This is a genomic window from Streptomyces sp. NPDC093544 (assembly GCF_040683495.1).
Taxonomy (GTDB): domain Bacteria; phylum Actinomycetota; class Actinomycetes; order Streptomycetales; family Streptomycetaceae; genus Streptomyces.
In genome coordinates this window covers 216,870-241,240 of the sequence record NZ_JBFBEA010000006.1, presented here as the reverse complement: position 1 = coordinate 241,240, position 24,371 = coordinate 216,870, and the positions used below count along the sequence as shown (strand labels likewise).

General features: G+C 69.2%; 24 protein-coding genes and 1 pseudogene. 18 read left to right on the top strand and 7 right to left on the bottom strand.

Annotation, left to right across the window (positions count from 1 at the left end):
* Positions 1-35: 35 nt before the first annotated feature.
* From AB0N66_RS11115 to AB0N66_RS11105, 3 genes are all read left to right on the top strand, one after another.
* A complete protein-coding gene (locus tag AB0N66_RS11115; protein ID WP_365431404.1) occupies positions 36-272 on the top strand; it encodes a hypothetical protein in 237 nt (78 codons plus the stop codon).
* 19 nt (positions 273-291) lie between these two features.
* Positions 292-1,083 (top strand): VOC family protein, encoded by a 792-nt coding sequence (locus tag AB0N66_RS11110; protein ID WP_365431401.1) that lies wholly within the window; start codon positions 292-294, stop codon positions 1,081-1,083.
* Between the two features lie 199 nt (positions 1,084-1,282).
* On the top strand, positions 1,283-1,555 hold the full coding sequence (locus tag AB0N66_RS11105; RefSeq protein WP_365431398.1) for a WhiB family transcriptional regulator: 273 nt from the start codon (positions 1,283-1,285) through the stop codon (positions 1,553-1,555).
* Between the two features lie 349 nt (positions 1,556-1,904).
* On the opposite strand, the gene AB0N66_RS11100 is transcribed toward AB0N66_RS11105, so the two are convergent.
* The 3 genes from AB0N66_RS11100 to AB0N66_RS11090 form a co-directional block, all read right to left on the bottom strand.
* The gene (locus AB0N66_RS11100; RefSeq protein ID WP_365431395.1) at positions 1,905-2,882 is read right to left on the bottom strand and encodes an acyl-ACP desaturase; all 978 of its coding nucleotides are present in this window, start codon (positions 2,880-2,882) and stop codon (positions 1,905-1,907) included.
* A 259-nt stretch (positions 2,883-3,141) separates the two neighbouring features.
* Entirely contained in the window at positions 3,142-3,918 is a 777-nt protein-coding gene (gene ddaH / locus AB0N66_RS11095) for a dimethylargininase (protein WP_365431393.1), read from the bottom strand.
* 152 nt (positions 3,919-4,070) lie between these two features.
* The gene (locus AB0N66_RS11090) at positions 4,071-5,705 is read right to left on the bottom strand and encodes an ABC-F family ATP-binding cassette domain-containing protein (protein ID WP_365431390.1); all 1,635 of its coding nucleotides are present in this window, start codon (positions 5,703-5,705) and stop codon (positions 4,071-4,073) included.
* Positions 5,706-6,043: 338 nt separating this feature from the next.
* On the opposite strand from AB0N66_RS11090, the gene AB0N66_RS11085 reads away from it, so the two are divergent.
* Both AB0N66_RS11085 and AB0N66_RS11080 read left to right on the top strand, forming a co-directional pair.
* Positions 6,044-6,724: a GPP34 family phosphoprotein gene (locus tag AB0N66_RS11085; protein WP_365431751.1), complete on the top strand. Its 681-nt coding sequence runs from the start codon at positions 6,044-6,046 to the stop codon at positions 6,722-6,724.
* Positions 6,725-6,843: 119 nt separating this feature from the next.
* Positions 6,844-7,089 (top strand): hypothetical protein, encoded by a 246-nt coding sequence (locus tag AB0N66_RS11080; protein ID WP_365431387.1) that lies wholly within the window; start codon positions 6,844-6,846, stop codon positions 7,087-7,089.
* An 18-nt stretch (positions 7,090-7,107) separates the two neighbouring features.
* On the opposite strand, the gene AB0N66_RS11075 is transcribed toward AB0N66_RS11080, so the two are convergent.
* The gene (locus tag AB0N66_RS11075) at positions 7,108-7,524 is read right to left on the bottom strand and encodes an SsgA family sporulation/cell division regulator (protein ID WP_365431384.1); all 417 of its coding nucleotides are present in this window, start codon (positions 7,522-7,524) and stop codon (positions 7,108-7,110) included.
* Positions 7,525-7,818: 294 nt separating this feature from the next.
* On the opposite strand from AB0N66_RS11075, the gene AB0N66_RS11070 reads away from it, so the two are divergent.
* The 4 genes from AB0N66_RS11070 (at position 7,819) to AB0N66_RS11055 (ending at position 10,327) form a co-directional block, all read left to right on the top strand.
* Positions 7,819-8,880 (top strand): oxidoreductase, encoded by a 1,062-nt coding sequence (locus AB0N66_RS11070; RefSeq protein ID WP_365431382.1) that lies wholly within the window; start codon positions 7,819-7,821, stop codon positions 8,878-8,880.
* A gap of 89 nt (positions 8,881-8,969) precedes the next feature.
* A complete protein-coding gene (locus AB0N66_RS11065; protein ID WP_365431379.1) occupies positions 8,970-9,299 on the top strand; it encodes a plasmid stabilization protein in 330 nt (109 codons plus the stop codon).
* A gap of 108 nt (positions 9,300-9,407) precedes the next feature.
* Positions 9,408-10,097 (top strand): endonuclease V, encoded by a 690-nt coding sequence (locus AB0N66_RS11060; protein ID WP_365431376.1) that lies wholly within the window; start codon positions 9,408-9,410, stop codon positions 10,095-10,097.
* 83 nt (positions 10,098-10,180) lie between these two features.
* Complete coding sequence (locus AB0N66_RS11055; RefSeq protein WP_365431779.1) at positions 10,181-10,327, top strand: hypothetical protein; 147 nt, start codon at positions 10,181-10,183, stop codon at positions 10,325-10,327.
* A gap of 102 nt (positions 10,328-10,429) precedes the next feature.
* Here AB0N66_RS11055 and AB0N66_RS11050 read toward each other — a convergent pair whose 3' ends face one another.
* A complete protein-coding gene (locus tag AB0N66_RS11050) occupies positions 10,430-11,620 on the bottom strand; it encodes a saccharopine dehydrogenase NADP-binding domain-containing protein (protein WP_365431373.1) in 1,191 nt (396 codons plus the stop codon).
* A 117-nt stretch (positions 11,621-11,737) separates the two neighbouring features.
* Between AB0N66_RS11050 and AB0N66_RS11045 the strand changes: the two genes are divergently transcribed.
* The 6 genes and pseudogenes from AB0N66_RS11045 to AB0N66_RS11020 form a co-directional block, all read left to right on the top strand.
* On the top strand, positions 11,738-12,118 hold the full coding sequence (locus AB0N66_RS11045) for an MmcQ/YjbR family DNA-binding protein (RefSeq protein WP_365431370.1): 381 nt from the start codon (positions 11,738-11,740) through the stop codon (positions 12,116-12,118).
* A gap of 129 nt (positions 12,119-12,247) precedes the next feature.
* Positions 12,248-13,387, top strand: coding sequence for a CaiB/BaiF CoA-transferase family protein (locus AB0N66_RS11040; RefSeq protein WP_365431367.1), 1,140 nt, complete (start codon positions 12,248-12,250; stop codon positions 13,385-13,387).
* Positions 13,388-13,448: 61 nt separating this feature from the next.
* Positions 13,449-14,591 (top strand): acyl-CoA dehydrogenase family protein, encoded by a 1,143-nt coding sequence (locus tag AB0N66_RS11035; RefSeq protein WP_365431364.1) that lies wholly within the window; start codon positions 13,449-13,451, stop codon positions 14,589-14,591.
* Between the two features lie 21 nt (positions 14,592-14,612).
* Entirely contained in the window at positions 14,613-15,827 is a 1,215-nt protein-coding gene (locus AB0N66_RS11030) for an acetyl-CoA C-acetyltransferase (RefSeq protein WP_365431361.1), read from the top strand.
* A 94-nt stretch (positions 15,828-15,921) separates the two neighbouring features.
* Entirely contained in the window at positions 15,922-18,153 is a 2,232-nt protein-coding gene (locus AB0N66_RS11025) for a 3-hydroxyacyl-CoA dehydrogenase NAD-binding domain-containing protein (protein ID WP_365431359.1), read from the top strand.
* Between the two features lie 151 nt (positions 18,154-18,304).
* Positions 18,305-18,823 (top strand): annotated as a pseudogene (locus tag AB0N66_RS11020) (SDR family oxidoreductase); the annotation flags it as partial.
* 54 nt (positions 18,824-18,877) lie between these two features.
* Here AB0N66_RS11020 and AB0N66_RS11015 read toward each other — a convergent pair.
* On the bottom strand, positions 18,878-19,576 hold the full coding sequence (locus AB0N66_RS11015; RefSeq protein ID WP_365431748.1) for a MerR family transcriptional regulator: 699 nt from the start codon (positions 19,574-19,576) through the stop codon (positions 18,878-18,880).
* Positions 19,577-20,128: 552 nt separating this feature from the next.
* Between AB0N66_RS11015 and AB0N66_RS11010 the strand changes: the two genes are divergently transcribed.
* The 3 genes from AB0N66_RS11010 to AB0N66_RS11000 all read left to right on the top strand — a co-directional run bounded on the left by AB0N66_RS11010 (position 20,129) and on the right by AB0N66_RS11000 (position 22,826).
* Positions 20,129-20,863 carry a dienelactone hydrolase family protein gene (locus AB0N66_RS11010; protein ID WP_365431356.1) on the top strand — a complete coding sequence of 245 codons (735 nt, stop codon included), beginning with the start codon at positions 20,129-20,131 and terminating at the stop codon, positions 20,861-20,863.
* Positions 20,864-21,168: 305 nt separating this feature from the next.
* The gene (locus tag AB0N66_RS11005; protein ID WP_365431353.1) at positions 21,169-21,648 is read left to right on the top strand and encodes a macro domain-containing protein; all 480 of its coding nucleotides are present in this window, start codon (positions 21,169-21,171) and stop codon (positions 21,646-21,648) included.
* 236 nt (positions 21,649-21,884) lie between these two features.
* Entirely contained in the window at positions 21,885-22,826 is a 942-nt protein-coding gene (locus tag AB0N66_RS11000; protein ID WP_365431350.1) for an adenosine kinase, read from the top strand.
* Here AB0N66_RS11000 and AB0N66_RS10995 read toward each other — a convergent pair.
* Positions 22,820-24,331 carry a M1 family metallopeptidase gene (locus AB0N66_RS10995; protein ID WP_365431347.1) on the bottom strand — a complete coding sequence of 504 codons (1,512 nt, stop codon included), beginning with the start codon at positions 24,329-24,331 and terminating at the stop codon, positions 22,820-22,822. The two genes, AB0N66_RS11000 and AB0N66_RS10995, sit on opposite strands and share 7 nt — an antisense overlap.
* Positions 24,332-24,371 lie beyond the last annotated feature (40 nt).

Below are 24,371 nucleotides of genomic sequence, written 5' to 3'. Positions count from 1 at the left end.
TCGCCCCATGGCGTACGGCGGCATGGACGGCCGAGATGGTCTTCTCGAACCTCAGTTTGAAGCTGAAGCTGAAGTTGAAGCTGAAGTTGAAGCTGATGGTGATGGTGATGGTGATGGTGAAGCTGAGGCTGAAGCTGAGGCTGAAGGCGTCCGTGTCCCACGGTCCCGGTAGCCCCTCCGGCGTCCAACCCGAATATCCGGGAAGATCTGGTCGCGGCTCCGACAGCGATTGTCAGTGGGCGGTGCAAGACTCGGCGGTGCAGGCAATGTGACCCCTCAAAGGAGGGCATCATGCTCACCACCCGTTTTGTCACCGGCGCTCCGAACTGGATCGATCTCGGCACACCCGACATCGACGGCGCCACCTCCTTCTATGGAGGCCTCTTCGGCTGGCAGTTCCAGTCCGCGGGGCCCGAGTCCGGCGGCTACGGCTTCTTCCAACTCGCCGGAAAGACCGCCGCGGGCGGTATGCAGACCACTCCGGAGCAGGGCCCGCCCTCCTGGACCGTGTACTTCCAGACCCCCGACGCGGAGGCCACGGCCAAGGCGGCCGAGCATGCCAAGGGCTCCGTGATGATGCAGCCCATGGACGTGATGAGCGAGGGCCGCATGGCGATCCTCGCCGACGAGGCCGGGGTGCCCTTCGGTATCTGGCAGCCGGGTGGGCTCAAGGGTATCGACGTGGCCGGTGACCCCGGCTCGCTGTGCTGGGTCGAGCTCTACACCGCGGACATCCCCGCGGCGGCCGCGTTCTACTGCACGGTGTTCGGCTGGGAGACCTCGGCCACGCCGTTCCCGGGTGGCACATACACCTGTATCAACCCGGCGGGCACCGAGGACGAGGACATGTTCGGCGGCGTCGTCCCCCTGGCCGACGACCCGATCGAGGCGGGGTCCGGCGCGTACTGGCTGCCGTACTTCGAGGTCAGCGACACCGACGCCACGGTCAGCAAGGCCCAGGCGTTGGGCGGCAAGGTCCGCCTGCCCGCCACGGACGTGGAGGGCGTGGGCCGCGTCGCCAAGCTCGCCGACCCGTACGGGGCACGCTTCGCGGTGATCAAGAGCGTGCCGCACCAGAGCTGACGGCTGTCCCCAGGGCTTGGAGGCGGGAGGGCAGGCACGGTCGCCCGGAAAACCCGGTGACCGTGCCGCGCGCCGCCGTGCGGGCGGGGTGTGGGCCGGGCCATCATCACGGAGGTCGTGTCGCCGGACGGCATCGGATTGACACGGCGTTGATCGGCCATTGATTGAACGTTTTTCATCAGGCGGCACGATCTTCGCCATGCACACCGATACCTATAGCGATGCCGACACGGACCCCGACACCTCGCCCGACATCGGCTGGCAGGACCAGGCGCTCTGCGCGCAGACCGGGGCCGAGTTCTTCTTTCCCGAGCCTGGCAGCTCGGTCCGGGAGGCGAAGCGAATCTGCGGTATGTGCGCGATGCGCTCCGCGTGCCTTGAGTACGCCCTCAACAACGACGAGCGCTTCGGAGTCTGGGGCGGCCTCTCCGAAAAGGAACGGCTCAGCCTTCGGCGCAACGACCGGGACTGATCCACGGCTGCCCCAACTCCGCGACAGGTTCGGTGAATTCACGTCGGCCGACCCGAGCAGGCTACTGAGGCTGCTGCTCACACCGGCTGGACCTGCCGCGCCGCGCGGCCCCAAGTCCCGCTCTCCCTGGACGCCCTAAAACACCCCGTACGCAACGATATCGGCGGAGTGGGGTGAAATCGGGCCGCCCGGCGAGAGCACTGCGCCGCCACCCGGTAGCCGACGTGCGCGATGCGGCGTTGGACCAGGTGACGGCGTACGAGTGAGCGAGGCGGACCCGGAGGTCCGCTCCGAGGTCGCCGGAAGGGCAGGGCGTCAGGTCGGCGGCGTAGGCCGCCGCGCCAGGGCGTCAGCCGGCGGCGCGGGCCGCCATGCGGGCCTTGCGGGCCGCGAGCTTCACGTCGAACTTGGAGGCCTCCGAGTTGAGGCCGCCCATGTAGAGGCCGAGCTCTTCCTGGGCCTGGAGGCCGAGCGGGTTGAGGCCGTCGATGTCCAGGACCTTCAGGTGGCGCAGCACCGGCTGGAGCACGTCGTCGTGGTGGATGCGCATGTTGTAGACCTCGCCGATGGCCATCTGTGCGGCGGCGCGCTCGAAGCCGGGCATGCCGTGGCCGGGCATCCGGAAGTTGACGACGACGTCACGCACGGCCTGCATGGTCAGGTCGGGGGCCAGCTCGAACGCGGCCTTCAGGAGGTTCCGGTAGAAGACCATGTGCAGGTTCTCGTCGGTCGCGATGCGGGCCAGCATGCGGTCGCAGACCGGGTCGCCCGACTGGTGGCCGGTGTTGCGGTGCGAGACACGGGTCGCCAGCTCCTGGAAGGCGACGTACGCGACGGAGTGCAGCATCGAGTGGCGGTTGTCCGACTCGAAGCCCTCACTCATGTGCATCATGCGGAACGCTTCGAGCTGGTCGGGGTCGACGGCGCGCGAGGCGAGCAGGTAATCGCGCATCACGATGCCGTGCCGGCCCTCTTCAGCGGTCCAGCGGTGCACCCAGGTGCCCCAGGCGCCGTCACGGCCGAAGAGCGAGGCGATCTCGTGGTGATAGCTGGGAAGGTTGTCCTCGGTGAGCAGGTTGACGACCAGTGCGATGCGGCCGAGCTCGGTGACCTTGGACTGCTCCTTGCCCCAGGCCTCGCCGTCCTCGAAGAAGCCGGGGAAGTTGCGGGCGTCGCCCCAGGGCACGTACTCGTGGGGCATCCAGTCCTTCGCCACTTTCAGGTGGCGGTTGAGCTCGGTCTCGACCACTTCCTCCAGCGCGAACAGCAGCCGAGCGTCGGTCCAGTCGGAGGACGGGCTTGCGAGGTGGGGAGAAGTGATCGTCACAGGTGCTCCAGGGGGACGGGGCGGGAACGCGAATACTGAGCGGGGACGCAAGCGGGGACGCAAGCGGGGACGCGAGCGGCGTGCAACCTACGGCATCGTAGGCTACGTATCCGTAGGTTACGAAACCGTAGGTTAAGCAGAGTGTAAAGAGCCCCTGATCAGCAGGGGTGTCCGAGGTAGATCCAGTGCTTTCGGCAGTTGTCCGAACCCGCCCCGGAGGCCCAGGTCCCGGGGCCGATCGGGTGTCTCGATCACCCATTCAGACGTACAGCTCCCGAAGTCGGACCGAGAGGCATGTCACACAGCCTTCGAGCTTCTCGAACTCGCTGATGTCCACGAGCACGGGTTCATGGCCGAGGTCCGCGAACAGCTCCGCGGTCTTCGGAGCGCTCGACGCCATCAGCAGCTTTCCGCCGCCGAGCAGGACGACGTGCGAGCCGGACTCCTCCGGCACCGGCAGAAAGCGCGGGAACAGCGACGGAGTGTCCACATCCGGGAGGTGGCCGATGACGGTCCCGTCCGGCAGCGCCGTGACCGCGGACTTCAGGTGCAGGACTTTGCTCAGGGGTACGGCGACGACCTCGGCCCCGAGCGGTTCGAACGCCGCCCGCACCTGCTCGACCCCGGCGGCGTTGGTGCGTCCGCCCCGCCCCACGTACACCGTGTCGCCGATTTTGAGGATGTCGCCGCCGTCCATGGTGCCCGGTTCCCAGACCCAGTTCACCGAGCAGCCGAGGCGCGCCACGGCCTCCTCGACCCCGGCGGTCTCGCCGCGCCGGGACTCGGCGCCGGGGCGGGCGATCAGCGCGACATTGCGGAAGACGACCACGGTGTCCTCGACGAACACGGAGTCCGGGCAGTCGTCGGCCGGATCCACCTCGACGGTCTCCCAGCCGTGCGTACGCAGTGCCTCCGCGTACGCCTCCCACTGCTCGACCGCCAGGTCGACATCCACCGTCTCGCGCTCGACGTGCGTCACCAGCCCCTCGGCGAGGCGGGGGCTGGGCCGGCGTATGAGCGCTTTCTGGCTGGGCACGTGCGGGTCTCCGAATCGGCAGGGGGCGTCGGCGCACATCATGCAGCGCCGGTACGCGCCGACAAAAGCCCCCAAGGTCCACGCAAGGCGGTCCCGGGTGCCTCGCCGGGCGACCCCTGTGCCCGAAACTATGCGGTTCGCCCTGCCCAGCGCTAGGAGGGATACCCCACAGCTTCCCGATCGATTTCTTTCAGTTCTCCTCCTTCCAAGTGCAATCTGCGCGTGATTCCGAGCGATTCCAGGAACGGCATGTCATGGCTGACCACGATCAGAGCCCCCTCGTACGAGGCCAGCGCCGCGGTCAGCTGCCGGACGCTCGCCATGTCGAGGTTGTTCGTCGGCTCGTCCAGCAGCAGCAACTGCGGCGCGGGGTCGGCGAGCATCAACGCCGCCAGCGAGGCCCGGAAGCGCTCGCCGCCCGAGAGCGTGTCCGCCCGCTGGTCGGCGCGCGCCCCCTTGAAGAGGAACCGTGCGAGGCGAGCCCTGATCACGTTGTTGGTCGCCCTGGGTGCGAAGCGCGCCACGTTCTCGGCGACGGTCAGCGTGTCGTCGAGAACGTCGAGCCGCTGCGGCAGGAACCGCATCGGCACATGGACCTCGGCCCGGCCCGCGACCGGGGGCAGGTCGCCCGCGATCGTCCGCAACAGCGTGGTCTTGCCCGCGCCGTTGCGCCCCGTGAGCGCGATCCGCTCGGGACCGCCGATGGTGAGGGCGCGCGAGGCCCCGGTTCCGTACGCGATTTCCAGGTCCTCGACAGTCAGCACGATCCTGCCGTAGGGGACTGCCGTAGACGGCAGATCGATCCGGATCTCCTCGTCGACCCGTACCGTTTCCTCCGCTTCGCTCAGCCGCCGGCGGGCGTCGTCGAGCCGGCCCTCGTGCAGGTGCTTGTTCCGGCCGGCAGTCTCCTCCGCCCGGCGCCGCATCGCGTCCATCAGCGCCTTGCCGTGGCTGCCGCTGGCCGCAAGCTGCCGTCCCTTGCGGTCGGTACGCGCCTGCTTCGTCTGCGATTCGATCAGTTCGCGCTTCTGCCGTCGCACATCCGACTCGGCGACCCGCACCATCCGTTCGGCGGCCTCCTGTGCGACGGCGAGCGCCTCCTCGTAGGCGGTGAAGTTGCCGCCGTACGTGGTGATCCGGCCGTCATGGAGATCGGCGATCTGGTCGACCAGGTCGAGGAGTTCACGGTCGTGGCTGACCACGACCATGATGCCGGACCAGGCCTCGACGGCCGCGTACAGCCGTCGGCGGGCATACAGGTCGAGGTTGTTGGTCGGTTCGTCCAGCAGGAGTGCGTCGGGGCGGCGCAGCAGGAGCGCGGCAAGGCGCAGCAGCACCGACTCGCCGCCCGAGACCTCGCCGACGGTGCGGTCCAGGTCGATGTGGCCGAGCCCGAGTTCGCCGAGCGTCGCGAGCGTTCGCTCCTCGACGTCCCAGTCGTCTCCTACGACGTCGAAGTGCTCCTCGGTCGCGTCACCCGCCTCGATGGCGTGCAGCGCGGCGCGGGTGGCGGCGACGCCGAGCGCTTCGTCGACACGCAGAGCGGTGTCGAGCGTGACGTTCTGCGGCAGGTAGCCGACCTCGACCGCCACACGGACCGTGCCGTCGGCCGGGGTGAGTTCTCCGGCGATCAGCTTCAAAAGGGTCGATTTTCCGGATCCGTTGACGCCGACGAGGCCGGTCCTGCCCGGTCCGAAGGCGACCTGGAGGTCGTCGAAGACGGCCGTGCCGTCCGGCCAGGCGAAGGAGAGGGAGGTGCAGGTGAGGGAGGTGGGAAAGGTTGACAAGGTGGCCTCACGGTTTGCCGGGTGCGTTCAGGGGCACGTGTGGAGGACACCGCGAGGTGGGACGATCAAGGTACGAGGCAGATCAAGTCCGAGGACGGATCCGGTTCCGAGGGCAGCGAAAAGGCCCTGTACCGGAAGGACGGCTCGTACGCCGAGGTCGCACGCTGCGCACACGGACGCCAGCAAAGAGTGGCTGTGTGTGACGCGGTGTCTCCGACCTCAGACGAGCAACGTCCTTCTCCATTCGACGGCAACAGGACCACTCCACACGGTAGGGAGCGGCCCTGACTCCTGTCAAAGGAATTAGCGTGGCCCTCAGACGACGCGAAGGAGACCCCGTGCCCGACGGCTCGCTCTCGCTGCCCGCCCGGCTCTACCTGCTTTCCTGGGACACCACGAAGCTCAAGGTCACCGGAGCGACCCACCTCCACCACCTGGTGCGCGCCGGAGCCCTCACGGAACTCGCGCAGCGCGGCCTGCTCGCGGACGTGGAGGGCATCGCGACCCCCGTCGACCCCGACGCACACACGGGGGACCTGGTCCTGGACGGGCTCCTGGAACTTGTCGAGGAGTCCCGGCCCCGGAAGTGGAAGGCATGGGTGACGCTGCGGGCTCGCGTCACCCTGGACGCCGTACGCGCGCAGCTCGCGGCCGAGGGTTACCTGCGGGCGGAGAAGAAGCGCGTGCTCGGGCTGTTCCCGTCCGTGGAGTACGAGCTGGAGCGGGTGTCCACCGTGGACGCACTGCGTGAGGACGCGCGGCGGGTGCTGGTCGGCTCCGTGCCCGTCGCCGATGTCTCCGACCGCGACGCGGCCCTCGTCGCCCTGGCCGCCGCGGCCGAACTCCGCCCCCTCCTGACGGGCAAGGACCGCAAACTCCACAAAGACCGCATCGAGGAACTGACCGACCGCAGCGGCGCGGCGGCTCCGGCCTTGAAGAAGGTCATCCAGGAGGTACGTACCGCGGTGATCGTGGCGGTGACCACGGGCGCGGCGACCGGGGCGGCCGCGGGCGGCTGACGGGCGGCTGGAGGCGCTTGACGGGTGGCGGGGAAGACCGAGGAAACCTCGGAGCGGGCAGGCGCCTGTCCGGCAACCTGAGCCGACGGTGTCTTCGTCACCCGGAGTCGTGGATCCCGGTGACCGTCAGAACTCTCGTCGAGGGCGTCGAGGGCCCGTTGAACGTGATGGTGGATCCAGGGCGCAGTCCGTCGCCCGACCGGCCGCGCCAGGGGTGGCGCGTATCAGCGCGGGTCGGGCATCGCGCAGCCGCGCACGCCGTGGTCCGTCGCGCCGCACGGGAGCTGCGGGGGACGGGAACCTACGACTCGCCGGCCGAAGGGCACGACTGGGCCCAGCTCAACGCGCTGATGGGCAGTCGCTGAGGAGTGGCGGGGAGCCGCTCAGCAGGGGCCGCGCATGAGCTCCGCGAGGTCGTGGTCCAGGTCCACCTGGAGGTGCTCAAGCCCGGTGGGCACGAGTTCCGTCGTACGCGACAGGAAGCTCCGCACCTCACCTGAGCGCACATGCACCACCGCGGTGCCCTCGGGCGCGTGGAACTCCAGAACGGTGCGGTCGTAGCCGTACGGCCGCACTCGTACGTCCCCGCAGCCCACCGCGTCCTCCAGCCCCGACACGAGCAGCTCGCGGGCGAAAGTCCAGCACACCTCCACGCCTTCCAGCGTGGCGGGGGCGGGGAAGGTCATGCGGACGGCGAAGGGATCGCTTCGGTCGTAGTGAAGGGTTGCGGGAATACTCGGCATCCTCGGCGCGGCGGCGACGAGGCGGGCCTCTACGGGCTGCTCGATGACGATGGACAACGCCTTGCTCCCTTGTGACAGCTGAACGAACTCCGGGCGGATGAGGCCGGTCAATAGAAGAGACGAAGGAACAGGCCAATCCGTGCACATGAAACCTGAGTGACCTGTGTCACCGCTTTCATTCGCTGTGGTGATCCTTTTCTCGTCCTGTGTTCTCCGGACAACCGAGAGGACACTCGGTCGGGGTCCCGAGGTTCCCGAAGGACGCCATCTGGACGTCACCTGGGGAGTGGGCTAGCTTCGCCCGCCATGAGGGGCTTGGGAAACACGCGACGGACGAGACGTACGAGTCGGATGGTCACCGTGGGGCTGTGCGCAGGAGCACTCGCCGCCGCGCTGACAGCACCCGCACAGGCGCAAGGGGCGGCACACGTGGTGGTCAAGGCGCCCCACTGGGAGTTGAAGGACAGCGGCACGGACGTACGCTTCCGCGGACTGTCGGCCGTCAGCAGGAACACCGCCTGGCTGGCTGGTTCCGCCGGCACCGTGCTGCGTACCGGCGACGGCGGCGCGAGCTGGCGGAACGTCTCGCCACCCGGCGCCCAGGACCTGCAGTTCCGCGACATCGAGGCCTTCGACGCGCGGCACGCCGTGGTCCTGGCCATCGGTGAGGGAGAGGCCTCCCGTGTGTTCAGGACCGACGACGGCGGCGCGACCTGGACCGAGTCCTTCCGCAACACCGACGCCAGAGCCTTCTACGACTGCATCACCTTTTTCGACAGCCGCCACGGCCTGGCGATGAGCGACCCGGTGGACGGCAAGTTCCGCATCCTGTCCACCAGCGACGGCGGCCGCTCCTGGAAGGTACTGCCCGACGACGGCATGCCCGCGTCCCAGGCCGGCGAGGCGGGCTTCGCGGCCGGCGGGCAGTGTCTCGTGAGTTCGGGGCCGCGTGATGTGTGGCTGGCCACCGGCGGGGGCGCACGCGCGCGTGTGCTGCACTCCGACGACCGGGGCCTGACCTGGACCGCCGCCGACACGCCCATACCAGCCGGCACCTCGGCGCGCGGTGTCTTCGCCCTCGCCTTCCGGGACCGCACCCACGGCCTCGCGGTCGGCGGCGACTACAACCCCGACCAGGCCTCTCCGCAGGCGGCGGCGTTCACCCCGGATGGCGGCCGCACCTGGAAGCCCGCGGCACAGCCGCCGCCCGCCTACCGCTCCGGCGTCACCTGGTTCCCGTACAGCCGTACGTCCGCGCTCGCGGTGGGGCCCACCGGCACCGACCTGACGACCGACGGCGGCCGCACCTGGCGCACGCTGGACACCGGCTCGTACGACACCGTGGACTGCGCCCCCGACCTCGGATGCTGGGCGTCCGGCGAGAAGGGCCGCGTGGCACGCCTTGAGCGTTGACCGTGCTCTGTCCGCCCGGATGCGGGGTACCCGTGCCACGAACAAAGTGAAAGGGACCGCCCCGAAGCCCGAAAGGCGAGTGATCAGTGATGCCACGCGGTTCGAGCCCCAAGCGGGAACGCCAGTACGAACAAATCAAGGAGAGCGCCCGCGACCGGGGTGAGAGCGAGAAACGCGCCGAGGAGATCGCCGCCCGCACCGTCAACAAGGAACGCGCCCGCTCCGGCGAGTCGAAGACCGCGAGCCGGACCTCCACCGAGGACATGTCGTCCGCCAAGCGTGGCGGTCAGCGCTCACACAAAGGCGCCCAGGGGCCGACGTACGACCAGCTGTACGCGGAGGCCAAGCGGCGCGGCATCCACGGACGCTCGGACATGAACAAGCAGCAGCTGCGGCGTGCACTGGGCGACAAGGACTGACGGATCGACGGACTGACGGACTGACGGATCGACGACGGCCCGACCGGACGTACCCACCCCACCCCTGCCCGGCCGGCCCCACTCCCTGGTCGTACGCTCGTTCCCACCATGACGACCGTGAGGATCCCCGCGGGCTGGCCCGCCACCGAAGAGCAAGCACGCGCCGTACAGGACGAGTTGCGGGGGCGAGTGGTCCTCGGAGAGGCGGGACCGCCACCCGGAACCGGCCGAGTGACGGGGGTCGACGTGGCGTACGACGACGAGCGGGACGTCGTCGTGGCCGCGGCCGTCGTGCTCGACGCGGCGACACTCGATGTCGTGGCCGAGGCCACCGCCGTCGGCCAGGTCTCCTTCCCCTACGTTCCCGGACTCCTCGCCTTCCGCGAGATCCCGACCGTCCTGGCCGCGCTCGACGCCCTGCCCTGCGCACCGGGTCTCGTCGTCTGCGACGGCTACGGCCTGGCCCACCCGCGCCGCTTCGGCCTCGCCAGCCACCTCGGCGTGCTGACCGGGCTGCCCACGATCGGGGTCGCCAAGAACCCCTTCACCTTCTCGTACGAGGAGCCCGGCGCCCGGCGCGGCAGCGCGTCGCCGCTCGTCGCGGGTCAGGACGAGGTGGGCCGTGCCTTGCGCAGCCAGGACGGCGTGAAGCCGGTGTTCGTGTCGGTCGGCCACCGTGTGAGCCTCGACAACGCGTGTGCGCACACGCTCGCGCTCACTCCGAAGTACCGCCTCCCGGAATCCACTCGACGCGCGGACTCCCTCTGCGGGCGGGCGCTCCAGGAGGCAACTCACTGAGCCATCCGCACCATTGACTGAGTACGTGTTCTGAGTACGAGTACGGATGCGGGCGCACCGTCATGATCGGCAGGCTGTGCAGCATGACGACGCACCGCGCCCCGAAGCCCGAAGCCAACCCCACCCAGCCCGTCGAGCGCGCCGTGATGGCCGCGCTGTTCCTCGCCGTGATCGCCGGAGTCGCCTGGATAGGCGGGATGGTCTACACGGTCACCGGGTGGACGTTCTGAGTCCCTACAGGTGAGTGCCTACGAATGAGCCTCTACAAGTGAGCTCCTAGAGGTGAGCTCCTAGAGGTGAGCTCCTACAGGTGAGCTCCTAGAGGTGAGCCCCTACAGGGTGGCTGCCACCCGGAACGTGATCCCCGCCCCGCGGAGCCGTTCCGTCAGCGCGTCACCCATCGCCACCGCCGTCGTGACCTGCCCGGCCGTCTCCGGCAGTTCGTCGAAGGCCAGCGAAAGCGCGGACTCCGCGAGCATCTTGGCGGTCTCGCCGTAGCCGGGGTCGCCTCCAGCGACCTCCGTGAAGACGCGGCGCCCGCCGCCCTCGCCCACGAACCGCACCGAGAACCAGCTCTTCGCACGCAGCGCGGCGCTCGGTCCTTCCCCGGGCTTGAACCGGTCGGACAGCCAGCGGCGTGCGGGCGGCAGCTGGGCGGCCGCGAAGAGCGCACCCGTCGCGGCGACGCCGCCCAGCGCGATGGGCAGCCGTTCGACGGCCGCGTAGTGGCGGTAGCGGAAGTCGGGCCCGTACCGCTCCAGGGCCTGTGCGGACCGCCGCACCACCTGCGGGTCGAGCGTGGGGAGCGGCAGTGCCCACGCCCCGATCTCCTTGGCGAACCGCGGAGCGCTCGGCGGTGCCTCCGCCCGCCGTCCCACCAGCCGAGGCTCGTGCCGACGGCGATCGCGTGCCGCGGCCAGCATCTGCCGCCCGCGCGCGAACTGGCCGAGCGCCGAGGCGAACGTGCCGCCCGAGAACATCGCCTGGGTGCGCACGAACCCGTCGACCCGCAGCGGAACGCCTTCGGGAAGCTGGCGGACGGTGAAGTACGCGCCCAGGTCGTGCGGAACCGAGTCGAAACCGCAGGCGTGCACGAGCCGCGCGCCGGTCTCCCGCGCGCGTGCGTCGTGCCGGACGTACGTCAGGTCGACGAACTCCGGCTCACCGGAGAGGTCGACGTAGTCGGTACCGGCGTCGGCGCAGGCGGCCACCAGCTCCTCGCCGTACGTGACGTACGGCCCGACCGTCGTGGCCACCACGCGCGCGCGGCGGGCGAGTTCGCGCAGCGACTCCGGATCGGACACATCCGCGTGAAGGGCATCGGGAGCGTCGGGAGTGCCGGTCAGCCGCTCCCGCAGCCGGTCCAGTTTCTCCGGGCTTCGCCCCGCGATCGCCCACCGCAGCCCTTTGGGCGCGTGCGCGGCGAGGTACTCCGCGGTGAGTTCCCCGACGAACCCCGTGGCTCCGAAGAGCACGATGTCGTACGCGCGATCCGAGCGATCCGTCTCGTTGGGCCTGCTCATGACACTCCTGCTCCTGAACCGCGCAGCTGTGCGCGAAGCGCCGTTGTCGGTGGCTGAGGCTAGCGTGAGGTACGAGCAGCCGGACAATGAGGTCGGACGAAGAGGTCGGAGGTCGCCGTGGCCGTGCCGAGGAACGCCCTGAAAAAATGGGAGAAGGTGCGCGAGTTCGCCCTCGGGCTGCCCGGCGCCACCGAGGAGTTCCCCTGGGGTGAGTCCGTCGCCAAGGTCAACAAGAAGGTGTTCGTCTTCCTCGGCATGGACGACGGCAGTTATCCGCTGGGCGTCACCCTGAAGCTCAAGGACGAGGAGGCGCACGCCCACGCCCTGACCTCGCCCGGCGCCGAGCCCGCCGGTTACGGCCTCGGCAAGGCCGGCTGGGTGCGCATACCCCTGGCGGAGCAAGGGGCTCCGGCCGCGGAGCTGCTCTGCGACTGGGTCGAGGAGAGCTACCGCGTGATCGCGCCGAAGAAGCTGGTCGCGGAGCTGGACGCCCGCTGAGGAGTCCTGCTCGACTGTCGACGCCCTGGAATTTAACTAAGCGCTTGCTCGTTCAGGGCTTGCCCGATGTGGAACACGTTCTTAACATCACTGATGTCACATCAGTAGTGTCACAGAGCTGGGGGCTTGATGGCAGTGACGGGTACGGCAGGGCACGGCCCGCTCGCGGGAGTGCGCGTTGTCGAACTGGCGGGGATCGGCCCCGGCCCGTTCGCCGCGATGCTCCTTGCCGACCTCGGCGCTGACGTGGTCCGCGTGGACCGTCCCGGTGGTGCCGGGCTCGCGATCGATCCCGAGTACGACGTCACCAACCGCAACAAGCGGTCGGTCGTGATCGACCTCAAGGCCGAGGACGGGCCCGCCCGCGTCCTCGACCTGGTCGAGCGCGCCGACATCCTCGTCGAGGGCTACCGCCCGGGCGTCGCCGAGCGCCTCGGCGTGGGCCCTGCGACCTGCCACGCCCGCAACCCCGGGCTCGTCTACGGACGGATGACCGGCTGGGGACAGGAGGGCCCGCTCGCCCAGCGTGCCGGGCACGACATCGCGTACATCGCCCTGACCGGCACGCTCGGGATGATCGGCAAGCCGGACGAGCCGCCCGTGGCCCCCGCGAACCTCCTCGGCGACTACGCGGGCGGCTCGCTCTACCTCGTCGTCGGTGTCCTCGCCGCGCTCCACCACGCGCGCGCGACCGGCGCCGGACAGGTCGTGGACGCGGCGATCGTCGACGGCGCGGCGCACCTCTCCGCGATGATCCACGGCATGCTCGCCGCCGGGGGCTGGCAGGACCGGCGAGGCGCCAACCTGCTCGACGGCGGCTGCCCGTACTACGGGACGTACGAGACGTCGGACGGGCAGTACATGGCAGTGGGCCCCCTTGAGCAGCAGTTCTACGACGAGTTCGTGGACCTGCTGGGACTCAAGGACCAGGCACCGGCCCGCAAGGACCTGTCGCGCTGGGGCGAACTGCGCGAGAGCGTCACGGCCCGCTTCAAGACCCGTACGAGGGACGAGTGGACGGCCGTCTTCGAGGGCTCCGACGCGTGCGTGGCGCCGGTCCTCTCGCTGCGCGAGGCCCCGGCCCACCCGCACCTCGCAGCCCGCGGCACCTTCACCGACCACGGCGGCATCACCCAGCCCGCCCCCGCGCCCCGCTTCTCCGTCACCCGCACCTCCGTCCGCAGCGGGCCTGCCCAGCCGGGCGCCGACACGGTGGACGTGGCCCGCGACTGGGGCGTACCGGACCTTTTGAAGGGCAGCCCCGAATGAGGCGGCAGATCTTCGAGGCCCGCGACTGGGGCGTACCGGACCTTCTGAAGGGCAGCCCCGAATGAAGCGGCAGATCTTCGAGCCCGAGCACGACGCGTTCCGCGAGACGGTGCGCACCTTCCTCGCCAAGGAGGTGCTGCCGTACTACGAGCAGTGGGAGAAGGACGGCATCGTCTCGCGCGACGCCTGGCGGGCGGCCGGGAAGCAGGGGCTGCTCGGGTTCGCGGTGCCCGAGGAGTACGGGGGCGGCGGCAACCCGGACTTCCGCTACAGCGCCGTACTGGCCGAGGAGTTCACGCGCGCGGGGGCCGCCGGAATCGCGCTCGGACTGCACAACGACATCATCGGGCCGTATCTGACGGGCCTCGGCACCGAGGAGCAGAAGCGGCGCTGGCTGCCCGGCTTCTGCGACGGCTCGCTGATCACGGCGATCGCCATGACCGAACCCGGCGCCGGATCCGACCTCCAGGGCATCACGACGCACGCCGAGGACCGCGGCGACCATTGGCTGCTCAACGGCTCCAAGACCTTCATCTCGAACGGGATCCTCGCCGATCTGGTGATCGTGGTGGCGAGGACGACACCCGAAGGCGGTGCCAAGGGACTGTCCCTGCTCGTCGTCGAACGGGGAACGGCGGGCTTCGAGCGCGGCCGCAACCTCGACAAGATCGGCCAGAAGGCGCAGGACACGGCCGAGTTGTTCTTCAACGACGTCACCGTTCCCAAGGAGAATCTGCTCGGCGAGCTGAACGGCGCCTTCGTCCATCTGATGACCAACCTCGCGCAGGAGCGCATGGGCATCGCCGTCGCCGGGATCGCCGCCGCGGAGTACCTGGTCGAGATCACCACGGAGTACGTCAAGGAGCGCGAGGCGTTCGGTCGGCCGCTGTCCAAGCTCCAGCACATCCGCTTCGAGATAGCCGAGATGGCCACTGAGTGCGCCGTCACCCGGGCCTTCCTCGACCGCTGCATCGTCGATCACTCGAACGGGGAACTCGACGCCGTGCACGCCTCGATGGCCAAGTGGTGGGCCACCGAGCTGCAGAAGCGGGTCGCGGACCGCTGTCTCCAACTGCACGGCGGCTACGGCTACATGACCGAGTACCGCGTTGCCAAGGCCTTCACCGACGGCCGCATCCAGACCATCTACGGCGGAACCACCGAGATCATGAAGGAGATCATCGGCCGTTCCCTGCTCGGCTAACCCTCCCCGAAAGGCTTACCAGTGAGCACCGAAGCGTATGTGTACGACGCGATCCGCACCCCGCGCGGCCGCGGCAAGGCGAACGGCGCCCTGCACGGCACCAAGCCCATCGACCTCGTCGTCGGGCTCATCCACGAGGTACAGCGTCGCTTCCCCGGCCTCGACCCGGCCGCGATCGACGACATCGTGCTCGGTGTCGTGGGCCCGGTCGGCGACCAGGGCTCCGACATCGCCCGGATCGCCGCTCTCGCCGCCGGACTCCCCGACACGGTCGCCGGAGTCCAGGAGAACCGCTTCTGTGCCTCGGGCCTGGAAGCCGTCAACCTGGCCGCGATGAAGGTCCGTTCGGGCTGGGAGGACCTGGTGCTCGCGGGCGGCGTCGAGTCGATGTCGCGGGTGCCGATGGGCTCGGACGGTGGCGCCTGGTTCGCTGACCCGATGACCAACCTGGCCACCAACTTCGCGCCGCAGGGCATCGGCGCGGACCTCATCGCCACCATCGAGGGCTTCACCCGCCGCGATGTCGACGAGTACGCGGCGCTGTCCCAGGAGCGGGCGGCTGCCGCGTGGAAGGACGGGCGCTTCGAGAAGTCCGTCGTCCCGGTGAAGGACCGCAGCGGGCTCGTCGTCCTGGACCACGACGAGCACCTGCGCCCCGGCACCACCGCCGACTCGCTCGCGAGGCTGAAGCCGTCGTTCGCCGACATCGGTGACCTGGGCGGCTTCGACGCGGTGGCGCTGCAGAAGTACCACTGGGTGGAGGCGATCGAGCACGTCCACCACGCCGGCAACTCCTCCGGCATCGTGGACGGCGCGTCGCTCGTCGCCGTCGGCTCGAAGGAGGTCGGTGAGCGCTACGGCCTCACCCCGCGCGCGCGGATCGTCTCCGCGGCTGTCTCCGGCTCCGAGCCCACCATCATGCTCACCGGACCCGCTCCCGCGACCCGCAAGGCGCTCGCCAAGGCCGGTCTGACCATCGACGACATCGACCTCGTCGAGATCAACGAGGCCTTCGCGGCGGTCGTCCTCCGCTTCGTCAAGGACATGGGCCTGTCCCTGGACAAGGTCAACGTCAACGGTGGCGCGATCGCGCTGGGCCACCCGCTCGGCGCCACCGGCGCCATGATCCTCGGCACGCTCGTCGACGAACTGGAGCGCCAGGACAAGCGCTACGGCCTCGCCACGCTGTGCGTGGGCGGCGGCATGGGTATCGCCACGATCGTCGAGCGCGTCTGACCTTTCCCAACGGATCAACGGATCAACGGATCAACGGATCAACGGACAAAGGATCCAGGGACAACGGATCCACGGATCAACGGAGCAACCCCTGATGAGCACTGAGCCCACCACCATCCGCTGGGAACAGGACGAGACCGGTGTCGTCACCCTCGTCCTCGACGACCCCAACCAGTCCGCCAACACCATGAACCAGGCCTTCAAGGCCTCGATCGCGGCGATCGCCGAACGCGCCGAGGCCGAGAAGGACTCCATCCGCGGAGTCATCTACACCTCCGCCAAGAAGACCTTCTTCGCGGGCGGCGACCTCAAGGAGATGATGAGCGTCGGTCCGGACAACGCCCAGCAGGCGTTCGAGACCGGCACGGCCATCAAATCCTCCCTGCGCCGCATCGAAACGCTCGGCAAGCCGGTCGTCGCCGCCATCAACGGCGCCGCACTCGGCGGCGGTTACGAGATCGCCCTCGCCTCCCACCACCGCGTGGCCCTCGATACCCCCGGCACCAAGATCGGCCTGCCCGAGGTCACCCTCGGCCTGCTCCCGGCCGGCGGCGGCGTCACCCGCACCGTCCGTCTGATGGGCATCGCGGACGCGCTGCTGAAGGTGCTGCTCCAGGGCACCCAGTACTCCGCGCAGCGGGCGCTGGAGAACGGTCTCGTCCACGAAGTGGCGGCCACGCCCGAGGAGTTGCTCGCCAAGGCGCGCGCCTTCATCGACGCCAACCCCGAGTCGCAGCAGCCGTGGGACAAGCCGGGCTACCGGATCCCGGGCGGTACGCCGTCGAACCCGAAGTTCGCCGCCAACCTGCCCGCGTTCCCGGCCAACCTGAAGAAGCAGCTGAACGGCGCCCCCTATCCGGCGCCGCGCAACATCCTCGCGGCCGCCGTGGAGGGCTCGCAGGTCGACTTCGAGACCGCGCTGGTCATCGAGGCGCGCTACTTCACCGAGCTGGTCACCGGGCAGACCGCCAAGAACATGATCCAGGCGTTCTTCTTCGACCTCCAGGCGGTCAACTCCGGCGCCAACCGGCCGAAGGGCATCGCACCGCGCCAGGTCCGCAAGGTCGCCGTCCTCGGTGCCGGGATGATGGGTGCGGGCATCGCGTACTCGTGCGCCCGCGCGGGCATCGACGTCGTCCTCAAGGACGTGTCGGCGGAGGCGGCGGTCAAGGGCAAGGCCTACTCCGAGAAGCTCTGTGCGAATGCCGTCTCCAGGGGACGTACGACGCAGCAGAAGGCCGACGCGCTGCTCGCCCGCATCACGCCCACCGCGGACCCTCAGGACCTGGCCGGCTGCGACGCCGTGATCGAGGCCGTCTTCGAGGACACGTCGCTCAAGCACAAGGTGTTCCAGGAGATCCAGCACCTCGTCGAGCCCGACGCACTGCTCTGCTCCAACACCTCGACCCTGCCGATCACCGTGCTCGCCGAGGGCGTGGAGCGCCAGAGCGACTTCATCGGGCTGCACTTCTTCTCGCCGGTCGACAAGATGCCGCTCGTCGAGATCATCAAGGGCGAGCGGAGCGGCGACGAAGCGCTGGCGCGTGCCTTCGATCTCGTACGCCAGATCAACAAGACGCCGATCGTCGTCAATGACTCGCGCGGCTTCTTCACCTCCCGCGTCATCGGGCAGTTCATCAACGAGGGCGTCGCGATGGTCGGCGAGGGCATCGAGCCCGCGTCCGTCGAGCAGGCGGCCGCCCAGGCGGGCTACCCCGCCAAGGTCCTCTCCCTCATGGACGAGCTGACGCTCACCCTGCCGCGCAAGATCCGCAAGGAGTCCAAGCAGGCCGTGGAGGAGGCGGGTGGCACCTGGGTGACGCACCCGGCCGAGGCGGTCATCGACCGCATGGTCGACGAGTTCGGCCGCACGGGCCGCAGCGGCGGCGCGGGCTTCTACGAGTACGGGGCGGACGGCAAGCGCGGCAAGCTGTGGCCAGGACTGCGTGAGCACTTCACCAAGCCCGGCTCCGAGATCCCGTTCGCCACTGTGCCGTTCAAAGACATGCAGGAGCGCATGCTCTTCTCCGAGGCGCTGGACACCGTCCGCCTCCTTGAGGAGGGCGTGCTGACGTCGGTAGCGGACGCCAACATCGGCTCCATCTTCGGGATCGGCTTCCCGGGCTGGACCGGGGGTGTCCTGCAGTACATCAACGGGTACGACGGCGGCGCCGGGGCGGGTTCCGGCACCGGCGAGGCTGGGGGTCTGCCCGCGTTCGTGGCACGCGCGCGTGAGCTCGCCGAGCGCTACGGGGAGCGGTTCACGCCTCCGGCACTGCTGGTCGAGAAGGCGGAGAAGGGGGAGCGGTTCAGCGACACCCGATGAGGGATCCGATGACGGACCCGGTGAGGGATCGGACGACGGACCCGACGACGTATCGCTGAGCGACACGCTGCCCTTGCTCCCGGTGGTACGGGGACCCGACGCTGACCGCGCACCGGTCGCCGTCATCCCCGTACCCACCGAGGAGCCCCCCATGGGTCGCCGCCCCGCCCTCGCCCTGCTGGAGATCCTGCGCGGCGAGGGCGCGGACCGCGTGTTCGGCAACCCCGGCACCTCCGAACTGCCCTTCCTCGCAGCCCTCATGGACGCCGAGGACGCGCCCGAGTATGTCCTCGGCATCCACGAGGGCGCCGTCGTCTCCATGGCAGACGGGTATGCCCGCGTCACCGGCCGTCCCGCGTTCGTCAGCCTGCACATAGCGGCCGTCCTCACCGCGCCGCCGACGATGGTCGCGTACGTCTCCTCGAAGGCGGGCCTGATCGGCTTCACGCGCGCACTGGCCTCCGAGCTCGGGCCCCGCGGCATCACCGTCAACGCGATCGCGCCGAGCATGGTCCGCACCGCCACCGCCGAGCGGACCGTCGGCGCGGACGGCGGCTTCGAACACGCCCGCGCCCAACAGGCCGTCCCCAGGACCCAGGAGCCGTCCGATCTCGACTCGACCCTGCTGTACGTCGTCGACGAGGGCAGCGGCTTCCTGACCGGCCAGGCCCTCAATGTGGCGGGCCGGTCCGCCTACTTGCAGCCGCTTGTGGAGTCGGGCGGCTCAGGACTCCTTGAGCCACTCCCGGAGTTCCTCCTTCAGCGAGCGCTGGAACGTCGTCAGCAGCGCCTGCACCACCAGCGGCTGCATATGCGCCGACAGCGACTTCACCGCCGCCACGGACTCACGCTCGCCCACCGCGTCACGCAGCAGCGCGGACAACTCGTGGGCCGCCGCCCGCGAGTGCTCCAGCAGTACGGTCCGCGCCGCGAGGATCGTCTCGTGCGCGATGGGTACGTCGAGAAGCTGTACGCCGAGCCGCAGCAGCCCCGGGTCCACGCGGAAGGAGTCCGCGGTCCGCGTGATGACACTCATCGCGACGAGCCGGTCCAGCTCCTCCTCGCCCAGCGAACGCCCCGCCCGCCGCTCCAACTCCTCACGCGTCACGTACTCCGCGGCGTCGGGCGCCCAGGAGGCCACCACAGCACGGTGGATGGCGAGGTCGTGAGCGCTCAGGTCGGGCGGCAACTGCTGAAGATGCCGCTCGATCGCGGCTAGCGTCATGCCCTGGTGCTGCAACTCCTCGATGAGGGCGAGCCGGGCCAGATGCTCCTGGCTGTAGTGACCCACCCGCCGAGGACCGATCACGGGCGGCGGCAACAGACCCTTGGTGCTGTAGAAACGCACCGTACGGACCGTAACGCCCGCCCGCGCAGCCAACTCGTCAACCGTGAGCACCGGCTCCTCGATGTCGGTGGTCATGGCGGGCCCTGCCTCTCCGGGTTGTGCAGCGATCTGGTGCAACAGTATTGCTGTCTCACCGGTGTTGCGAAAGCGCCGCCAGACGGCGCACGTCCCGTGCCCGCCCGGCTGTAGGTACTCGCAATCCGCGTCGTGTTCTCGCGAGCGATGACCTCTGAATAGCACTTATGACGCGATGCTGAGATTCCCAGCTCGGCATGAGGGAGTGTTGCGAAGTGCGGTGAGGACTGTGCAGCCGCAAGATCGGTATTTCAGTCACAGGCAGCGCGTCGACCGAGGACAGGGTCCGAGGTGTTGGCCGAGATCGTTCTCGCGAACGGCACTGTGGACTGGGGAGGGCTGGCATCGATCCCGTCCGGTGGGCTACGTTATGCGGCTATGACTACCGGGACGGCATTGCGCCACACACGGATTGGTGACCCGGCGCTCCTCTGAGCGCCGTACGGGCCGGTGCCGGCCTGCTGTTGGACCGAGGATCTGGCGCTGCTGCGCGGGCTCCGCCTCCTGTCGTGTTGATGACAGCTCGACTCGTCAACCACGACAGGAGAATTCATGCTCACCAAGACGCTGCACATTCCCACCGCGGACGGCCAGGCCGACGCTTTCGCCGCTTTCCCCGACGATGGTGAGCGGCACCCAGGGGTGCTGATGTACGCGGACGGCTTCGGCATCCGGCCCGTGCTGAGGGAGTTGGCCCTCGAACTGGCCGGGCACGGGTACTACGTGCTCGTCCCCAACTTCTTCTACAGGCACGGCCCGGCTCCGGTGATCCCACTTCCCGAGCACATCGGAGAAGAGGTCCGGCACGCGGTCTTCGCCCAGCTGATGCCCTTGATCGAGGCGCACACGGCCGAACGTGCTCTGCGCGACGCCGACGCCTACCTCAGGTTCCTCACCACCCAGCCCGAGGTCGACGCCGGACCGGTCGCGGTGACCGGCTACTGCATAGGCGGCCTCCTGGCGATGCGCACCGCCGCGGCCCACCCCGGCCAGGTGGCCGCCGTCGCCGCATTCCACGGCCCCGTGGGCGTCGACGGGCCAGACCTCTTCTCGAAGCTCACCGCCCAGGTCCACCTTGGGCACGCCGAAGGCGACATGACGCCCGAGGCTCTCGGCGAGCTCAACCAGGCCCTGGACGCCGCGGGGGTCGGCTACACCTCCGAGATCTACCCCGGCACCGTCCACGGCTTCACCATGTCCGACACCGATGCCTTCAACTCCTCCGCACTCCAGCACCACTGGGACCGCCTGCTCCCTCTCCTGGACCGCACCTTGGCCAACAGTTGAGGCTCCGGCTTGGACACCGACCCTCGGAGATGCCGTACGCGGCCGAGCAGTGGCGGACGTTCCGCTGGTACATGGGGCAGAAGCACTACAGCTGGCCACCGGCAAGGTCGGCGGCATGAGGAATTGCCGCCGAAGTGAGACGGGAAACGTGGGACACCCGGTGAGACTGCAGAACAAGCAGCAGGTCACCGCGGACCGGAATGACAACGGCGGCGGCGAACCTACACCGGCATCCGCCCACTGTCCGCCCGTCCGCCCGTCCGGTCTCGACGGCCACTGTCAGTGGCAGCACCTACCGTGGCGTCATGTCCGAGATCATGTACGTCAGGGGCGACGCCACCACTCCGCTGGGGAAGGGCGTCAAGGTGGTCGCCCATGTCTGCAATGACATCGGGGGATGGGGGAAGGGCTTCGTGCTCGCCGTCTCGCGCCGCTGGCCGGAGCCGGAAGCGGCGTATCGCGCCTGGCACCGCGATCGCGCGCAGAACGACTTCGGCCTGGGCTCGGCGCAGTTCGTCCAGGTTCAGCGATACGTGTGGGTGGCGAACCTGGTCGGCCAGCGAGGCATACGCACGGGCAGTAAGGGGGTGCCCGTGCGCTACGAGGCCATCGGCACCGCCCTCGGACTGCTGGGCGACAAGGCCGCCGAGCTCGGCGCCTCCGTCCACATGCCCCGGATCGGCTGCGGTCTCGCCGGCGGCAAGTGGTCCCGTGTGGAGCCGCTCATCGCGGAGCGGCTGGTGAAGCCGGGGATAGCCGTGACGGTGTACGACCACGGGGACTGAGCATCGCCAACGGCCAACGGCCAACGGTCGACGGCCAACGGTCGACGCGTGCAACGGTCGACGCGTGCAACGGCAACAGCTTGCGGAAAGATTCCGCAAGCTGTTGCCGATGCCTCCAAGACCTTGCTTGACTCACCTGCCGACAGGCGCAGTCGACGAGATGCGATCGCGGTGCTCCCGTACAGAGTTGCTCGGCGACCGCTCTCGGGAGTTGGCCAGAGGCGAGAGGAACCCCCATGAGCTCCGAGATCGACGTCCTCGTCCTGGGAGGCGCGGGTGTGGACACGATCGTGTACGTCCCCGAACTGCCGCTTCCGTTCGCGGACAGCTACATGATCCGGCCCGGTATCGAGACGCGGGCCGGCCAGAGTGGGGACTTCGTCGCTCTTGGTGTGCACGCTCTGGGGCTGCGCGCGCACCATCTCGACATGCTCGGCGACGACCACGAGGGTGAGCTGGTCCGGGCGCTGCACCGCGACCGGGGTATCCCGCTCACCGATGTCCGCCAGCCCGGTGGCACCAAGCGTGCGGTCAACCTCGTGGACCCGGAGGGACGGCGGCTGTCGCTGTACGACGTGAGTCGCTCGCGGGACGGCGACCGGCTGCCGGAGGAGACCGTCCGGGCGCTGGCCGGGGCGAGCCGCCACGCGCACGTCGTCATCACCCACCCGTGCGCCCACACCCTTCCCGCGCTGCGGGAGGCCGGGGTAACCCTCTCGACCGACCTGCACAACTGGGACGGCGAGAATCCGTACCACGAGCCGTTCGCCTACACCGCCGACCTCGTGTTCGTGTCCACCACCGTGCTGCCCGACCCGGAGCGGACGATGCGGCAGATCGTCGAGCGGGGCCGGGCCGAGGTGGTGGTCGCCACGGCCGGAGCCGACGGGGCGTATCTGCTGGCGGACGGCGAGGTGACCCACATCCCGGCGGTCACACCCCCGGCCCCGGTCGTGGACTCGAACGGCGCCGGCGACGCCTTCGCCTGCGGTTTCCTCCTCGGCTGGCTGGCCGGTGAGCCGCCGCACCGTTGCGCCCTGTACGGCGCGGTGGCCGGTGCCCACGCCTGCACCGTGCCGTCGACACGGGCGGACGCCATCAGCCGCGATGAACTCCTGACCCGGGTCAAGGAGTTGGAACGCGACGGCGCCCGCCCGCCATACGACACACCTCAGTGATCGTGAACCGAATCAGTCGCAGCGATCTTCTTCCACGACTTCGGCTGAGCAGGAACCTTGGAAGAAGTCCCGTCCGTCCCCGCGGCCCGAGCGATCGACGCGCCCTGCGCCGCAGGCGCCGCCGGCTTCGACGGCTCGAACAGCCACGTGTCGAAGAACGAGCCGAGCGACTGGCCCGACACCTTCTCCGCGTACTTCTGGAAGTCGCCGACCGTAGCGTTCCCGTACGCGTGCTCGCTGGGCCACCCCTTCAGGATGGCGAAGAACGCGTCGTCCCCGACCTCGTTGCGCAGCGCCTGAATGGCCAGCGCCCCTCGGTCGTAGACCGCGATGTCGAACTGGTTCTCCGGACCCGGGTCGCCGGGCGCGACCGTCCAGAAGGCGTCGTCCGCCGGGTGCACGGCATACACGTAGTCCGCGAGCTCCTGCGCCGTCCCCTCGCCCTCGTGCTCCGACCACAGCCACTGCGCGTACCGGGCGAAGCCCTCGTTGATCCAGATGTCCTTCCACCCGGCGACGGACACCTCGTCCCCGTACCACTGGTGGGCCAGCTCGTGGACGACGACGGACACGTTCGAGCCGTTCGCGAACTGGCGCGGGCTGTAGAACGGCCGCGTCTGCGTCTCCAGCGCGTACCCGGTGTTGGTGTTCGGGACATACCCGCCGAGCGCGTTGAAGGGGTACGGGCCGAAGTACTCGGTGAGGAAGTCGGCGACCTCACCGGTGCGTTCGATGCTCGCCCGCACCGCCCCGGCGTTGTCACCGAGGTCCTTGCTGTACGCGTTGATGATCGGGATGCCGCTCTCGGTGGTCCCGGTCGTGATGTCGAACTTGCCGATCGCGAGCGTGGCGAGATACGTGGCCTGCGGCTTGTTGGACCGCCAGTTGTAGCGCGTCCAGCCGAGCTTCGAACTGGTCGACTGGAGCGTGCCGTTGGAGATCGCCTGCGTGCCGTCGGGGACGTTGACCGACACGTCGTACGTCGCCTTGTCGAGCGGGTGGTCGTTGCTGGGGAACCACCACGCCGCCGACTCGGGCTCGTTCGCGCCGACGCCGCCGTCCGGAGTGCGGTGCCAGCTGGTGAACCCGTACGCGGTCTTCGATGACGGCACACCGCTGTAGCGGACCACGATGGTCACGGCCTTGCCCTTGGCCAGCGGGGTCTTCGGGGTGACCTCCAGCTCCTGCTCACCGGAAGTGGCGAACGACGCCTTCACGCCGTTGACCCGCACCTCGCTCACGTCGAGCAGAAAGTCCAGATTGAATCGTGAGAGATCCTGCGTGGTGGTCGCCAGGAGGGTTGCCGTGCCCTCCAGTTCATCTGTCTGCGGCTGGTACTGGAGGCGTAGATCGTAGTGCGAGACGTCGTAGCCGCCGTTGCCGTAGTCCGGGTAGTAGGGGTCGCCGATGCCCGGCGCCCCGGGGGAGTAACTGGCCGCCGATGCCGGGATCGCCAGCAGGAAGGAGGCCGCGAGAGCGCCCGGGGCGATGAGTCTGCGGTGCACGTCAAGCTCCAAGTCGTGGGGGCGTGAGGTCTGTTCTGAG

Bases quoted from the DNA above. Each gene is read 5' to 3' on its own strand.
- AB0N66_RS11115 (WP_365431404.1), top strand. From the start codon at position 36: ATGGTCTTCTCGAACCTCAGTTTGAAGCTGAAGCTGAAGTTGAAGCTG.
- AB0N66_RS11110 (WP_365431401.1), top strand. From the start codon at position 292: ATGCTCACCACCCGTTTTGTCACCGGCGCTCCGAACTGGATCGATCTC.
- AB0N66_RS11105 (WP_365431398.1), top strand. From the start codon at position 1,283: ATGCACACCGATACCTATAGCGATGCCGACACGGACCCCGACACCTCG.
- AB0N66_RS11070 (WP_365431382.1), top strand. From the start codon at position 7,819: ATGGTCACCGTGGGGCTGTGCGCAGGAGCACTCGCCGCCGCGCTGACA.
- AB0N66_RS11065 (WP_365431379.1), top strand. From the start codon at position 8,970: ATGCCACGCGGTTCGAGCCCCAAGCGGGAACGCCAGTACGAACAAATC.
- AB0N66_RS11060 (WP_365431376.1), top strand. From the start codon at position 9,408: ATGACGACCGTGAGGATCCCCGCGGGCTGGCCCGCCACCGAAGAGCAA.
- AB0N66_RS11055 (WP_365431779.1), top strand. From the start codon at position 10,181: ATGACGACGCACCGCGCCCCGAAGCCCGAAGCCAACCCCACCCAGCCC.
- AB0N66_RS11050 (WP_365431373.1), bottom strand. From the start codon at position 11,620: ATGAGCAGGCCCAACGAGACGGATCGCTCGGATCGCGCGTACGACATC.
- AB0N66_RS11040 (WP_365431367.1), top strand. From the start codon at position 12,248: ATGGCAGTGACGGGTACGGCAGGGCACGGCCCGCTCGCGGGAGTGCGC.
- AB0N66_RS11035 (WP_365431364.1), top strand. From the start codon at position 13,449: ATGAAGCGGCAGATCTTCGAGCCCGAGCACGACGCGTTCCGCGAGACG.
- AB0N66_RS11025 (WP_365431359.1), top strand. From the start codon at position 15,922: ATGAGCACTGAGCCCACCACCATCCGCTGGGAACAGGACGAGACCGGT.
- AB0N66_RS11015 (WP_365431748.1), bottom strand. From the start codon at position 19,576: ATGACCACCGACATCGAGGAGCCGGTGCTCACGGTTGACGAGTTGGCT.
- AB0N66_RS11010 (WP_365431356.1), top strand. From the start codon at position 20,129: ATGCTCACCAAGACGCTGCACATTCCCACCGCGGACGGCCAGGCCGAC.
- AB0N66_RS11005 (WP_365431353.1), top strand. From the start codon at position 21,169: ATGTCCGAGATCATGTACGTCAGGGGCGACGCCACCACTCCGCTGGGG.
- AB0N66_RS11000 (WP_365431350.1), top strand. From the start codon at position 21,885: ATGAGCTCCGAGATCGACGTCCTCGTCCTGGGAGGCGCGGGTGTGGAC.